General features: G+C 57.8%; 13 protein-coding genes and 1 pseudogene. 2 read left to right on the plus strand and 12 right to left on the minus strand.

Annotated features, from left to right (window positions below; translation table 11 throughout):
* Positions 1 to 7 precede the first annotated feature (7 nt).
* From mdtM to F8562_RS16585, 4 genes are all read right to left on the minus strand, one after another.
* Entirely contained in the window at positions 8 to 1,249 is a 1,242-nt protein-coding gene (mdtM, locus tag F8562_RS16570) for a multidrug efflux MFS transporter MdtM (protein ID WP_179294854.1), read from the minus strand.
* Positions 1,250 to 1,412: 163 nt separating this feature from the next.
* On the minus strand, positions 1,413 to 2,702 hold the full coding sequence (locus tag F8562_RS16575) for a DUF445 domain-containing protein (protein ID WP_014227777.1): 1,290 nt from the start codon (positions 2,700 to 2,702) through the stop codon (positions 1,413 to 1,415).
* A complete protein-coding gene (locus tag F8562_RS16580; RefSeq protein WP_014837328.1) occupies positions 2,695 to 3,357 on the minus strand; it encodes a LysE family translocator in 663 nt (220 codons plus the stop codon). The genes F8562_RS16575 and F8562_RS16580 overlap by 8 nt, the downstream gene beginning before the upstream one ends.
* Positions 3,358 to 3,403: 46 nt before the next feature.
* The gene (locus F8562_RS16585; RefSeq protein WP_014837329.1) at positions 3,404 to 4,219 is read right to left on the minus strand and encodes an AraC family transcriptional regulator; all 816 of its coding nucleotides are present in this window, start codon (positions 4,217 to 4,219) and stop codon (positions 3,404 to 3,406) included.
* 29 nt (positions 4,220 to 4,248) lie between these two features.
* On the opposite strand from F8562_RS16585, the pseudogene F8562_RS16590 reads away from it, so the two are divergent.
* Together F8562_RS16590 and F8562_RS16595 are read left to right on the plus strand one after the other, a co-directional pair.
* Positions 4,249 to 4,755, plus strand: a pseudogene (locus F8562_RS16590) (Rpn family recombination-promoting nuclease/putative transposase); the annotation flags it as partial.
* 178 nt (positions 4,756 to 4,933) lie between these two features.
* Entirely contained in the window at positions 4,934 to 6,304 is a 1,371-nt protein-coding gene (locus F8562_RS16595; protein WP_014837331.1) for an NAD-dependent succinate-semialdehyde dehydrogenase, read from the plus strand.
* Positions 6,305 to 6,349: 45 nt separating this feature from the next.
* Here the strand turns inward: F8562_RS16595 and F8562_RS16600 are convergent, their stop codons facing one another.
* The 8 genes from F8562_RS16600 to hpaA all read right to left on the minus strand — a co-directional run bounded on the left by F8562_RS16600 (position 6,350) and on the right by hpaA (position 14,640).
* Positions 6,350 to 6,670: a hypothetical protein gene (locus F8562_RS16600; RefSeq protein ID WP_004098289.1), complete on the minus strand. Its 321-nt coding sequence runs from the start codon at positions 6,668 to 6,670 to the stop codon at positions 6,350 to 6,352.
* The gene (locus F8562_RS16605) at positions 6,670 to 7,215 is read right to left on the minus strand and encodes a YfaZ family outer membrane protein (RefSeq protein ID WP_014227782.1); all 546 of its coding nucleotides are present in this window, start codon (positions 7,213 to 7,215) and stop codon (positions 6,670 to 6,672) included. The genes F8562_RS16600 and F8562_RS16605 overlap by 1 nt, the downstream gene beginning before the upstream one ends.
* Before the next feature lie 347 nt (positions 7,216 to 7,562).
* On the minus strand, positions 7,563 to 8,519 hold the full coding sequence (gene yjiA / locus F8562_RS16610) for a GTPase (RefSeq protein WP_014837332.1): 957 nt from the start codon (positions 8,517 to 8,519) through the stop codon (positions 7,563 to 7,565).
* Positions 8,520 to 8,530: 11 nt separating this feature from the next.
* Positions 8,531 to 8,734: a YbdD/YjiX family protein gene (locus F8562_RS16615; RefSeq protein WP_004098292.1), complete on the minus strand. Its 204-nt coding sequence runs from the start codon at positions 8,732 to 8,734 to the stop codon at positions 8,531 to 8,533.
* Positions 8,735 to 8,843: 109 nt separating this feature from the next.
* The gene (btsT, locus tag F8562_RS16620; protein ID WP_014227784.1) at positions 8,844 to 10,994 is read right to left on the minus strand and encodes a pyruvate/proton symporter BtsT; all 2,151 of its coding nucleotides are present in this window, start codon (positions 10,992 to 10,994) and stop codon (positions 8,844 to 8,846) included.
* 297 nt (positions 10,995 to 11,291) lie between these two features.
* Positions 11,292 to 11,804, minus strand: coding sequence for a 4-hydroxyphenylacetate 3-monooxygenase reductase subunit (locus tag F8562_RS16625; protein ID WP_014837333.1), 513 nt, complete (start codon positions 11,802 to 11,804; stop codon positions 11,292 to 11,294).
* Between the two features lie 19 nt (positions 11,805 to 11,823).
* A complete protein-coding gene (gene hpaB / locus F8562_RS16630; RefSeq protein ID WP_004128599.1) occupies positions 11,824 to 13,386 on the minus strand; it encodes a 4-hydroxyphenylacetate 3-monooxygenase, oxygenase component in 1,563 nt (520 codons plus the stop codon).
* A 363-nt stretch (positions 13,387 to 13,749) separates the two neighbouring features.
* Positions 13,750 to 14,640, minus strand: a complete 891-nt coding sequence (gene hpaA / locus F8562_RS16635) for a 4-hydroxyphenylacetate catabolism regulatory protein HpaA (protein ID WP_009652862.1) — start codon at positions 14,638 to 14,640, stop codon at positions 13,750 to 13,752.
* Positions 14,641 to 14,648: the final 8 nt, after the last annotated feature.

The following is a 14,648-nucleotide window of genomic DNA, read 5'->3' on the forward strand; positions in this document are numbered from 1 at the left end:
CCTTTCGCTACTCCTGCGCCAGCGCGGCTTCCGGCTGCTGGCGTATCCGGCTTAATAAACCCGCCAGACAGCACGCGGCCGCGATCCCCGCCGCCACCCCCAGCAGATGAAAAGGCAGCCTGCCGCCGTTAAACCACAGCCAGCGCGCCGCTTCGATAGAGAGCGCGCTGACGCTGAGGATCACGATATTCAGCGAAGCGGAAACGGTGCCCTTTGGCAGATCGTTTGAAAACAGGGTAAAGCGGAACAGCGTCGGGAAGATCAGCCCGATGCCGAAGGCGTAGAAGCAGGTGCCGAGCACCGACCACAGCCAGATGTGCGGCCACAGCAGGTTGCCGAGGATCAGGATCGCCAGCCCGGTCATCTGGATGGGCACCGCGCGCCAGATAAAGCGCGGACGCGTCGGGTCTTTTACCCAGCGCGCCACCGACAGGTTGGCAATAATCACCGCGCTGAAGACCGGCACCTGGGTCCAGGCGAACTCGGCGGTGGTCAGCCCGCCGTCGTCAATCAGGATAACCGGCGAGACCGCAACCCAGCTCATCAGTGGAATATAGCTGAGCGAGAGCGTGGCGGCGCCGAACAGAAAAACGCGGTTGCGGAAAACATCGCGGAAATCGCGCAGCACGCCGCTGGCGCTGAAGGGGACGTCGCCGCGCCGGACGGTCTCCGGCATGTTCAGCAGCAGCCCCAGCCAGGCGATAAACCCCATGACGGCAATAATCCCGAACAGCACTTTCCAGTGCACGAAGTGCATCAGCGCCGCGCCGGAGAGCGGGCCAATTATTGGCGCGATCAGCACGATCGAGGTAATAATCGCCATCAGCTTAATGGCTTTTGTCTGGCCGAACGCCTCCTGCACGGTGACGTAGCCGACCGTAGCGATAAAGCAGATGCTGGTGCCCTGAACAAAGCGCGCCGCGAGGAACTGCTCCATTGAGGTGGTGAACAGGGTCGCGAAGCAGGCCAGGGTAAAGATCAGCGCGCCGGTGAGCAGCACCGGACGGCGGCTGATACGATCGGAGAGCGGCCCGAGCAGCCACTGTAGCGCCATGCCGCCGGCCATATACAGGCTGACCGATGCGGGAGCCAGCGCCACGTCGGCGTCAAAGTCGCGCACCACGTGAATAATCCCCGGCTGGATAAGATCGGTGGTCAGATAGGCGGCAAAGTCATACAGGATCAGCGCCGCCGGGAAGAAAAGCGTGGCGGAATGGCGGGCGAAAAAACGGGTCATCCATTGCAACATCGGTGGGCTCCTTGTTGAGTCTCTACGCCATAAATAGCCGTTTATGCGCGCACTATTTCAGCACTTCACACTGCAATAAATTTAGGGTCAACCTAAATATCCATGTGTTTTTAACGGTTAATATGTATTCATGTAAGAAATACATTAAAAACAAAAAGTTGAATTAAATATGTAAATGCAACAGCGACGGAATCTGTGAAAACAGCCACAGCAGCAGACCGATAGTGCCGCCAACCAGCGTGCCGTTGATGCGGATAAACTGCAGATCCTTACCAATGTTCAGCTCTATTTGTCGCGACATATCGCGGGAGTCCCAGCTTTTGACCGTATCGCTGATATGGCGCGTCAGGAAGGCGGCAAACTCCGGGGCCACCCGGTGCGCCGCCTGCTCAAGATGTTCGTTCAGGGATTCGCGCAGCGCCTCATCGTGGAGCAGCGTTTCGCCAAACCACTGACCGGCTTCGGCAATGCGCTGCTTAATGCGTGAATCGTCGCTATTAACATCGTTTTTAACCCAGCCGCGCAGATCGGCCCATACCTCGCCCAGATAGCGGTTAAAGGTCTCATCGTTTTTCAGATACGCTTTGATATTGTCCGCTTTTTCCGCCATCAGCGGATCGGACTTCAGGTTGTCGATCAGCTTCAGCGCCGCGCGATCGAAGGCCTGGCGGATCTGATGGGCGCGATCCTGACTCACTTCGTCGAGCAGCGTGTTAACCGCATCGGTAACCATTTCAGCGCTGTGCTCGCCGAGCCATTCGGTAGGCAGCAGCCTGGCTTTAAGCGGATGCTCGGTCTCCAGCCAGTGCACGATACCGCGGGCAATAAACGCCCGCGAGCTGTCGCGCTGGAGCAGAGCGATAAGCTGGCTAATCAGCGAATCGAGCAGCTTCTGGTGGCGGTTATCGCGCGTTAACCCTTCCAGCATCATAGCGCTGGTTTGGGTTAGATCGACCTTATCAATCGCTTTATGTACTGCCCGACGCAGCAGGCGCTGAATGCGCGCATCGTCGGTTAGCTCCAGAAAGCCGCTCATCACCTGCAGCAGATGCTGGCCGACCCGACGCGCGTTTTCCGGCTGGCTGAACCAGTTACCGAGCATCAGGGCCGGTTCGTAGCGGCGGATCAGCGCGACCAGAGAGGGCGTATCGAGAAATTTTTCCTGCACGAAATAGCCGAGATTATCGGCAATTCGGTCCTTATTACGCGGAATAATCGCCGTATGCCGCGCAACGAACGGCAGCGGAATACGGCGAAACAGCGCCACGACCGCAAACCAGTCCGCCAGCGCGCCGACCATTGCCGCTTCGGAAATAGCCTTTAGCGCACCGACCCATGGCGTTGGCGGCAGCACGAGGGTAGTGATAAAAATGGCGGCTGCAATCAGCAGCAGCGAGAGCGCCAGCAGCTTGGCGCGTTTCAGTTCAGCGAGTTTTTCCATAAGCTTAAGCATATAGCCTGACGGCGAACTCGTGCAAAAACTGCCACACAATCCAACAACCAAAAGCCATCAATACGCCGCCGGCCGTGCGCTCGACTCGCCAGACGACGGCGGAAAGGCGGCGCTGCACCGACGGTAGCGCAATCAGCGTGATCAGCAACAGATCCCATATCAACACCACGCTGGTCATCCAGGCTCCGCTGACGGCCTGCTGCACCAGCGTGACGTTCGGGCCCAGCAGGGAGGTCATCAGCGCGAGGTAGAACAGCGCGTTTTTCGGATTGAGCAGCGAAGAACCCAGCCCGAGAAAAAGCTGTTTCACCAGCGGCGGGCGCGAAGCCGAGGCGCCGTGCAGCGCCAGCGTGGTCGGACGGCTTCTGAGCAGCAGGCTGCCAATCCACAGTAAATACGCCGCGCCCAGCAGCTCAATCACCGTAAACAGCAGCGGCGCCTGGCGCAGGATCCCCCAGCCGATAATGGCCAGAAGAATATACAGACCGTTTCCGGCGGCAATGCCGATACACAGGCCGACGCTGCCGCGCAGGCGATAGCGGATGGCGTAGCCCACCAGCAGAAAAAAATCCGGCCCGGGGCTCAGCAGGGCGACAAAATGGGAGAGCGCCAGTGCGGGGAAGGCGGAGGGAAAGAGCGTAGCGAGTATGTCCATAGCAACCTCAGTATTAATCTGAGGTCACCTTACGCCAGCGTAAACGCTAATTATTGTCTGTTATTGATCGGGACTGCGCATACTGGCGCGGCGTGGCGGCGGTATAGCTGACAAAGGTTTTATGAAAGTGGCTCTGGTCGGCAAACCCGGCCTGGTAGCCCACATCGGCGATATTATCCCCGGCCCGCAGGCGCGTTTTGGCGAACTCAATCCGCGCGATATTGATAAAGCTGGCGGGCGTCAGGCCGGTATCCTGCTTGAAGGCGCGGATCAGCGTCTCTTTGCGCAGCGCAAACTCATCGGCGAGGCTATCCAGCGTCGGCGGCGCCTGCAGATTGGTTGCCAGACGACTGAACAAACGTGCGCTGGTCTGGCTAAGCGCCACAGGCGCGAGCGGGCGCAGCGGCAGGTCGCGCAGGAACCGGGCGACGCTGACGGGTAACGCGGCGGTGTTTTGCTGAGTCATCAACGCCACGATCTGCAGATACCGGGCAAAGAGCCCGGCATCGCGAATCACCGGCCGGGAGGTTATCAGCCGCTCGTGATGCGCATCGTTTGCCAGCTGTCGCAAGCACCAGCTTAGCTCGAGATAGAGCATATGGTAGCTGCGCGGCTGGCCGTCGCGCGGATTGCAGCTGTGGGGCGCCTGGGCGGGGATAATAATCAGATCGCCCGGCCGCAGCAGATACTCCTGCCCGTTGCAGATACAGCGCGTTTCCCCCTCGATAATCGCCCCCACGGAGAGCTGCGGATGGCGGTGACGTTTATAGGCCTGACGGCTTTGCCAGGTGCTGCGCAGCTCCAGCCAGGGCAGCTGTTCGTCGCGCCAGAAGGTTTGCTGAATATCGCGCGTATGGCTCACGGTGGGCTCCTTAGCTGAGGGGGATAGCTGTTTATACCATGCCGTTTCCGCTGGTGGATATTACCGTCGTACCTGATGACGAAATTGTCCAGCATCGAAGAGTCGCCTTACTGGAGCTGATGCAAAAACATATTCGTCAGCGCGATTTGCTGGGCATTGTGGAACATCTGACGGCCATTTTGCTTAGCGGATACGCTAATGACAGGCAGCTAAAAACGCTGTTTAATTACCTGATTCACTCGGGCAAAGCGCTTCGGTTGGGGAAATTTATCCGCGAAGTGGCTCAGCGTGTTCCGCAGCATAAGGAGAAGCTCATGACTATCGCCGAAAGGTTACGTGAAGTGGGGCGCAGGCAGGGGAAGCGGGAAGGTCGCCAGGAAGGTCTCGAAAAGGGACGACTTGAGGGCGTTGAGGAGGGGCAGCGCGCCGAAGCGCAGCGTATTGCTCAAACGATGCTCGCCGAAGGTATGGCCCTGGAAACGGTGCTGAGAATTACCGGTTTGTCGGAGGCGGATATCCGGGCGGTTACTCACTAAGTTATTGATATTACGGTGTTGTTTATGGGCGATTTATGCCGATAGCGCGCTCCGTTCCATTTCGGGAAAATTCCGTATCTCTCTGAGTCTGGACGCATACTCAGCTATCTCGACTACCCTTAATATCCTGTGCGGTATTTATGACTGCGTTAACAGCGATAACAAGGAGACATGCGATATGGCTTATCAGACGGTGAATCCTGCAAACAATCAGCTTATCAAAGCGTACCCGGCACACAGCGACGCGGACGTGGAAGCGGCTCTGCAGAAGGCGGATGCGCTATATCATTCGTCGTGGTCGAAGGGCGATATAGCGCAGCGGCTATCGGTGCTGTACAAGCTGGCGGATCTGATCGACGGCCGGGTTGACGAGCTGGCGAAAATCGCCAGCCAGGAAATGGGCAAACTCATTGAGCAAAGCCGCGGTGAAGTGAAGCTGTGCGCGCAAATTGCCCGCTACTACGCCGATAACGCAAAACAGTTTTTGGCGCCGGTAAAGTATCCGTCCGAGTTGGGTGAAGCCTGGGTTGAACACCATCCCATCGGCGTACTGATGGCGGTAGAACCGTGGAACTTCCCTTATTATCAGCTTATGCGCGTGCTGGCACCGAACCTGGCGGCGGGGAACCCGGTTATCGCCAAACATGCCAGCATCGTCCCACACTGCGCGGAAACCTTCGCCCACCTGGTACGCGAAGCCGGTGCGCCGGAGGGGGCGTGGACAAACCTGTTTATTTCTCAGGATCAGGTGGCGAAGATTATCGCCGACGATCGCGTACAGGGTGCGGCCCTGACCGGCTCGGAAAAAGCCGGTAGCGTGGTGGCGGCGCAGGCGGCTAAACACATCAAGAAAGCGACGCTTGAACTGGGCGGCAACGATGTCTTTGTGGTCCTGGACGACGCCGATCTGGAGAAGGCGGTGAAGATCGGCGTGCAGGCGCGGCTCAACAACGCAGGCCAGGTGTGCACCGCGGCGAAACGTTTTATCCTGCATGAAAAAATTGCCGACGCTTTCCTCAGCCAGTTTACCCAAGCCTTCCGCGAGGTGAAAATTGGCGATCCGCTGGACGAAAGTACCACGCTGGGCCCGCTCTCCTCAAAAGACGCGCTGGAAACGTTGACCAAACAGGTTGACGAGGCGGTGAAAAACGGCGCGAAGCTGCATCTGGGCGGCAAACCCGCGCAGCGGGAAGGCAGCTTTTTCGAGCCCACCATACTCACCGGCATTACCCGCGATAACCCGGCCTACTTCGAAGAGTTCTTCGGCCCGGTCGCGCAAATCTACGTGGTGAAAGATGACGATGAGGCGGTGAAGCTGGCCAACGATTCGCACTATGGCCTCGGCGGAGCCGTATTCAGCCAGGATATCGAAAGGGCGAAACGCATGGCGTCGCGGATTGAAACCGGTATGGTCTATATCAACTGGCTAACCGATACCGCTCCGGAGCTGCCGTTTGGCGGCGTTAAGCGCTCCGGGTTCGGCCGCGAGCTTTCCGATCTCGGGATTAAAGAGTTTGTGAATCAGAAGCTGGTGGTCGTGCATAAATAACGGCGTGAAGACAAAAACCTGCCATCTGGCAGGTTTTTTTGGCGTTCACTGAACTTCAATCTTATCCCAGCCGCTCTTAAACATGCAGCTGTCGACGAGCGTATCCCTGCGCCCCTCATTGGCGTCCTCAACCGTATAGCTGGTGGAAATATCCTTTTTCTTGTTCTTTTTGTCCGTTTTTTCCGAGCTTGAACCGGTGACGACGTTATCCGGGGGGAGATCGATCAGCGCCTGCGCTTCGCACTCCGTGAGCTTTTTATTCATCTCCGTATCGCTGACTCCCGGCTTTACCCATTTGTACTGGACGCAGCCTGACAGCAGCACGGTGAAGCTCAGAACGCAAAGCGCGGCGAAGCGGCCGTTCATCAGAAGGTAACCCCGCCGCCGACATAGGCGCCGTCAATCAGCGTGTGGCCCGGACGGCCATCTTTGCCGTCGACGCTGACATGGCGATAGCCCACTTTCAGCGTGACCGGGGTGATTGGCGTCCAGCTTACGCCGCCGTTGGCTTCAACGTAGTTTTTGACGCTATTGTTCAGGCCCTCCGGTGCGGCATAGCCCTCACCATAGAGATGGATGCTGTCGGTCAGGGCCACGTTGACGCCGCCGCCGATGGGGAAGGCCACGCCGTTATCGCCTTTTTTAGGGCCGAGGTAGATGGCTTTCGCGCCGGCATTGAACATCACCGGGCCGAGTTCCAGGTTATAACCCGCGCCTACGCCGCCTGTCTGGGTACCGTCATCGGTATTTTTGAGCCAGTTGCTTTCCACATACAGGCCAGAAGAGGATTTCCCCATTTCCAGATTCAGGTTGGTGAAGTTCTTGCCCTGCTCAACGGTGCCGCCCATCGCGAGTGCGGATCCCGAGACGGCAGCCAACGCCGAGAGAAGAAGGATATTCAGCTTTTTCATGTTTTATGCCTCATCATTACATTACGCGGAGGGCACCTTAACAATCGATTTTTATGACTGCAAATCAGCGAGGGATGACTGTTTTATGCTAATTTTGTTATTAGATATATTTATTTGTGTTGTTTGTTAGTTGTTTTTACTGCGGAGTCAATGGGTAATCTTTAGCTGTTGAGCGTGAGTTGAATCTTTTGGCTAAATATTCGCTGAACAGGCGCGAAAAAGCGGTTGTGGACGCAATAATTGGCTTTCTAATTATTTTCAAAAACATTTCTGTTGTTACATATAAGAACAGAGTTTTACATTTAATCCGCGCATTCCCCCTCCAGAAGAGGGGGAATGCGACATGACTACTTGCGCAGGCTCGCAAATGCGGTGCGAATCTCATCTTCCGGAAGCTGTATCCCAATAAACACCAGGGTACTGTGCGGTTGCTCATCGCCCCACGGCCGGTCCCAGTCGGCGCTGTATAGCCGTTGAACGCCCTGGAACAGCAGGCGGTTGGGCTCGCCGTCGATCCACAGCATCCCTTTATAGCGCATCAGCTGTTCAGCAAAGGTGAGCAGCAGGTTTTCCATCACCCGCGACACGTCGCTAATATCCACCGGATAATCCAGCTCCACCACGATAGACGACACGTCGTTCTGCTTATCGGCCATAAAGTGGAAGCGCGGTTTGCTGCTGACCACGTTCTCTTCCAGCATAAAGCCGCTGGTGTTAAACAGCAGATTCAGGTCGATATCGCCGTGGGTGACGTTGTAAATCGGCGCGCGGGCGTTAATACGCATCAGCCGTTCGCGGAGCTTGTCGCTGTCGCCCGCCACGTCAGTTTTGGTGAGCAGGATACGATCGGCGTAGCCCACCTGCGACTGGGCAATGGTGAACTGATTCATCTGCTGGTCGGCATGCACCGCGTCAACCAGCGCAATCACGCCATCCAGCAGATAGCGTTCACACAGCACATCGTGAGAGAAAAAGGTCTGGATAATCGGGCCGGGGTCGGCCATGCCGGTACATTCGATCACCAGCCGGTCAAAATCAATTTCTCCGCGATCGCAGCTGTCAAGCAGATCGAGCAGGGCGTCTTCCAGTTCGTTGGAACGGGTACAGCAGATGCAGCCGTTGGTCAGGGTTTTAATCTGCGTGGCGCGATCGCCGATAAGCTGGTCATCGACGGCGACTTCGCCAAATTCGTTTTCTATAACGGCAATTTTAAAGCCGTGCCGTTCGTTCAGGATATGGCGCAGCAGGGTGGTTTTACCCGCGCCAAGAAAACCGGTGAGCAGGGTGACTGCAATCGGTGCCATGTTTGCCTCCATTAGCAGCAGCGTACGCCGCCTTTGCCGTCGCCGCCGTAGCGGGCCTGCTGGCGTTCGCGAAAGAATTCATCGTAGGTCATGTACGGCTTGTCCGGATGGTTAGTCTGCATATGCTCGACGTAATTATCGTAATCCGGAATGCCAATCAGCATTTTCGCTGCCTGACCGAGGTATTTTTTTGCCTGACCTAAGTTACCAAACATTGTGAGTCCCAGAGAACGAATAAAGCCGGATGGCGGCTAGCGCCTCATCCGGCCTACAAACATTCGTTTGTGTAGACCGGATAAGCGTAGCGCCATCCGGCATTAAGGTTTAGTGATGCGAAGAGGTCTTCACACCGCCTTCCGGTACCGGCACGTACGGGGTCTCTTTGTCGGTACGCACTTTATTGTTACGCACGTTGAGCCAGGTTTTGATGCCGTAGAAGATGATGCTGTAAACCACCACCAGGAACAGAATGCTCAGACCCGCGTTGGTGTAGTTGTTCACCACGATATGGTTCATGTTGGCAATCTGCTGCGCGGTCAGTTCGCCGCCGGCGGCGATCTTCTCTTTATACTGCTGCGCCATGAAGAAGAAGCCTTCCATCTGCGGGTTGGTGCTGAACAGTTTCAGGCCCAGCGCCCAGGTGGTGCACAGCAGCAGCCATGCGGCCGGGATCACGGTGACCCAGATATATTTGGTGCGCTGCATTTTGACCAGCACCACGGTGCCGAGCACCAGCGCTACGGCGGCCAGCATCTGGTTAGAGATACCGAACAGCGGCCACAGGCTCTTCACGCCGCCCAGCGGGTCGACCACGCCCTGATACAGCAGGTAGCCCCACAGGCCGACGCAGCCCGCGGTACCGATAACACCGGCCACCAGCGAGTCGGTTTTCTTGAGGAACGGTACGAAGTTGCCCAGCAGATCCTGCAGCATAAAGCGGCCTGCACGGGTACCGGCATCCAGCGCGGTGAGGATAAACAGCGCTTCAAACAGAATACCGAAGTGGTACCAGAAGCCCATATCCGCCATCGGGATGATTTTGTGGAACACGTGAGCGATACCCACGGCCAGCGTCGGCGCGCCGCCCGCGCGGTTCAGTACCGACGGTTCGCCGATATCTTTCGCGGTTTGCAGGATTTGCTCAGGTGAGATCACGAAGCCCCAGGAGCTGACGGTCGCCGCCGCGTGTGCGGTGACATCCCTCAGCTGGGCGGCAATCAGCGCGGCGTTTTCACCGCCCATTTCGTGCAGGTTCGGCATGGTGATGCCCAGACCCGCCGGCGGAGTGTTCATCGCGAAGTAGAGGCCCGGTTCGATAATTGAGGCCGCTACCAGCGCCATCACCGCCACGAAGGATTCCATCAGCATCGCGCCGTAGCCGATAAAGCGGGCGTCGGTTTCGTTAGCCAGCAGCTTCGGCGTGGTGCCGGAGGCGATCAGGGCGTGGAAGCCGGAGACCGCGCCGCAGGCGATAGTGATAAACAGGAACGGGAACAGCGCGCCTTTCCACAGCGGACCGGTACCGTCAATGTACTGGGTTACCGCCGGCATTTTCAGGTCCGGGTTGAGGATAACAATGCCCAGCGCCAGGCCGACGATAACGCCAATTTTCAGGAAGGTCGCCAGGTAGTCGCGCGGCGCCAGAATCAGCCAGACCGGCAGCAGCGCCGAGATAAACGCGTAGCCAATCAGGGTAAAGGTAATGGTGGTGTCTTTAAAGGTCAGCGCCGGGCCCCAGTACGGGTCGTGGGCAATCACGCCGCCGAAGTAAATCGACGCTACCAGCAGGACGATACCAATCACCGATACTTCGCCTACGCGGCCCGGGCGCAGGAAGCGCATGTAGATCCCCATAAACAGGGCGATCGGCACGGTCGAGCAGACGGTGAAGACGCCCCACGGGCTTTCCGCCAGCGCTTTCACCACGATTAACGCCAGCACCGCAAGGATGATGATCATTATCAGGAAGCAGCCAAACAGCGCGATGGAGCCCGGCACCGGACCCATCTCCTGCTTGATCATTTCCCCCAGCGAGGCACCGTTACGGCGCGAGGAGATAAACAGCACCATAAAGTCCTGCACCGCCCCTGCCAGCACGACGCCCGCCAGCAGCCACAGGGTACCCGGCAGGTAGCCCATCTGCGCGGCGAGCACCGGGCCCACCAGCGGACCGGCGCCGGCAATCGCGGCAAAGTGGTGGCCAAACAGCACGTAGCGGTTGGTCGGAACGTAGTTCAGGCCATCGTTATTAATCACCGCAGGCGTGGAGCGCGTAGGATCGAGCTTCATGACCTTTTGCGCGATATACAGGCTGTAATAACGGTAGGCGACGAGGTAGACGGAAACCGACGCCACCACGATCCACAGCGCACTGACGTGCTCGCCGCGGCGCAGAGCGACGACCGAGAGGCAAAATGCCCCGATGATTCCAAGAATCACCCAGGGTATGTGCTTGAATAACTTTTTAGTATCCATAGTAAAACCTGGCTTAATAAGATGAATAATGGGCCGAAGCCGTCTGGGTTTAGTTAGGGTTTGAGGAGGCATTGATTAGCTATGCTGGGGACCATCTTGCCAGAACGTCGCGCGCGTAAAGTTGGGTAAATCTGTGAGTGGTTATATCCGGGGTTAAGCGGTCACTTGCGAGGGTAAGCGGTTGGGCAGGAATCCCGGTAGGCTTAAATATGTGATTGAGATCACAGGGATATTCCCGCCGTGACGATGGGGGGAAGCGAGGTAATCCCCTCTCCCGCGAGAGAGGGGAAGGCAAAACTACGCCACGACGTCCATCTCCATCATCACCGGATGGAAGCGGCGCTTAAAGTAGATCAGCCCGTGGCCCTGCTGGCTCAGGGTTATATTCCTGATTTCCACCAGATAGACCAGGTGGCTACCGATGGTCTGCACCTGGCTAATCTCGCCCTCGAGGCTCGCCAGCGCGCCTTTCAGCACCGGCTGGCCCAGCGCGCCTTTTTGCCAGCCGATGAGGCCGAAACGGTCATCCATCGTCATCCCGGTCATGCCGGCGAAGTGGCGGGCCATCTCCTCTTGCTCGTGGTTCAGTACGTTGATGCACAGCTTGCCGTTGCCCTGGAACACCGGATTCATCGCGCTGTTAGCGTTGATGCAGACCATTACCGACGGCGGCGTATCGGTCACCGAACAGACCGCGGTGGCGGTGATACCGCAGCGGCCCGCCTCGCCTTCGGTGGTGATGACGTTAACGGCGGCCGACAGACTGGCCATGGCATCGCGAAAACGCAGACGTTGTTCATCTAATTGCATTGTGACCTCCCGCTGCCGGTTACTTCAGCAGCTTATCCAGCATGTTGATATCGGTATTGTTGTGCAGATGCGGCACCGTCCAGCCGTTCTGGTCGTACTCGGACAGGCAGCGATCCACCATCGCCATCATTTTGTCCATGTTGCCGGAGCTCTGCGCCTGACGCAGGCACTGCAGGCGAATCTCATCCTGGCTACCGGAGTAGTTGATTTCGTACAGCTCATGACGGCCGCCAAACTCGCTGCCGATGGCGTCCCACATCAGTTTGAGGATCTTGATGCGCTCGACGTGATCCATACCGTTCGATCCGCGCACGTATTTCGCCAGGTATTCGTTGATCTGCGGATTATTGAGATCGCGGGCGCTGGACGGCAGATAGATCAGGCCGCTGGTGACGTTGCGTTCAATAATGTTTTTGATTTTGGCGTAGGCCATCGGCGCCATCACGCGATAGGTTTGCAGCGCGGCATGATCCGGCAGATACGCGCCGTTAACCCACGGCGTGGCTTCGGCGCACATCGAATCGCTCAGCGCCCAGAACATATTGCGCCAGGCCACCACTTCGCCGAGATCCGCCTGCACGCCGCGGAATTCAAGGGTGCCGGTGCACTCCAGCGAGCGCTTGAGAAGGGCGGTGATAAAGTCGAGCTTCACGGCCAGACGCACGCAGGCCTGCAGCGGATACATGCGGGCGAAGCCGCCCTCCATCGTCCAGCGGCGGCAGCGATCGAAGTCGCGATAGATCAGCACGTTTTCCCATGGGATCAGCACATTATCCATCACCAGGATCGCATCGTTTTCGTCGAAGCGGCTGGAGAGCGGATAATCGTAGGGCGATCCGGTTGCTCCGGCGACCAGCTCATAGGAGGCGCGGGAGATAAGCTTGACCCCTTCGGCGTCCATCGGCGCGACGAACATCAGCGCGAAGTCCGGGTTTTCGCCCATCACCTGCGCCGAGCCGAAGCCAATCATGTTGTAGTGGGTGAGCGCCGAGTTGGTGGCTACCACTTTCGCGCCGCTGACGATGATCCCGGCATCGGTCTCTTTCTCCAGCTTGATATAGACATCTTTCACTTCGTCGGCCGGCTTATGGCGGTCGATGGGCGGGTTGACGATGGCGTGGTTAAAGTAGAGGCCTGTTTCCTGGATGCGGGTGTACCAGTTACGGGCGTTCTGTTCAAACTGACCATAAAACGCCGGGTTTGCGCCGAGCGCGCAGCCGAACGCGGCTTTGTAGTCCGGGGTACGTCCCATCCAGCCGTAGCTCAGGCGCGACCATTCGGCGATAGCGTCGCGCTGCTGACGCAGATCGTCGGCGCTTTTCGCGACGCGGAAGAACTTGTGGGTATAGCCGCCGCTGCCGGTATCGGTGCCCCAGCACAGGGTATCCTGCAGCTCGGGTTTATGCAGCGCGTCGTACATCTGGGCGACGGAGGCGGCGGCGTTGCGGAACGCCGGGTGGGTGGTCACGTCCTTAACGCGTTCGCCGTAGATATAGATTTCGCGGCCGTCCTGCAGGCTCTTCAGATACTCTTCACCGGTTAACGGGCGTTTAGCGTCGGCACGGAAATTTTCAGGTTTCATAGGTGACCTCTTCAGTATTAATCGGAATGCGATGTTAAATTTATGTTTTTTTTTTGTTGTTCAATTGAAGCGGTTAACGCGGCTTTCGTGAAGAGACTTTTAGGTCAACGGTCGGTACTTTTCAGGCGGGGTTGGGTTATGTGATCGGGGGTTGGTTTTTCTATTTTCCGGCCTGGCTCCCCGGTGATCCGACGACAAGCCAGGGTGGGTTTTGAATGTGTAGGCCGGACAGATGCGCAGCATCGCCTCCGGGAAATGCAGCGATTCTGCGCTCTGCTCCGGGGGGGCGGCGCTTGATGCGCCTTGCCCGGGATACCGCCTCTCAGACGGCTGCGAACTCGCCGCGCCGTCCCCGGGAAGCTCTTATGATACCGGTACTTTTTGCGTTCTGAACGCGCTCGGCGAGCAGCCGACTAAGCGGTTAAAAAAGCGGGCAAAATAGGCCGGATCCTTAAAGCCCAACTGCCAGGCTATCTCGTTGACCGCGCTGTCGGAAAAGAGCAGTAGCCTCTTGGCTTCGCGCAGCTGCCTGTCGAAAATCAGCCGTTTGGGCGGCCGGTTGGCGAAGCGGCGGCAGATATCGGTTAACCGGGATTCGGTCAGATGCAGCTCGCTGGCGTAATCCGGCACCGTCCAGTGCTGATGGTAGTGGCCGTCGATCAGCTGGTTAAACCGCTGGAACAGCTTGAGCTCGCCGCGTATCCCGCTGGCCGCGTGATCGTCAAGCTTCGCGTTGCGCAGCAACAGGGTGAACACCGCCTGCGCCAGCAGCGTCAGGGTATGTTCCCGCCCCGGCAGCTGCGACGTCGATTCCCGTTCAATCAGCCGCCAGTAGTGCGCCAGCGCCGCCAGCTCCTCGGGCCTGTCGGCCAGCGACAGGCAGATGCCCGGCAGACCGAAAGCCTCCCGCGTGCCGGGATAGAGCACCTCCAGCAGCGGCCAGACCAGATCCTCGCGCACCGTCAGCACGTGACCGTCGCTATCGGACTCGGTGATAAAAGCGTGCGGCACCGAGGGCGGCGTCAGGACAAACAGCGGCGCCTGCACCGAATAGCGATGATCGTCGAGCTGCAGCTCAATCTGCCCGGTATCGAGAAAGTGCATCTGAAAATACTGGTCGTGACGGTGCGCCTGCATATCGCGGCCAAAGAACTCCGCCATCCTGGCAAACGATTGATAATGCACATCTTCCGTCCCCAGGCTCTCATCGTACTCTTTATTAATATCGATATTGGCTATCGGGCTCTGGCACATGGCGGCTC

Source organism: Klebsiella sp. RCJ4, from assembly GCF_009025755.1.
GTDB lineage: Bacteria > Pseudomonadota > Gammaproteobacteria > Enterobacterales > Enterobacteriaceae > Klebsiella > Klebsiella michiganensis.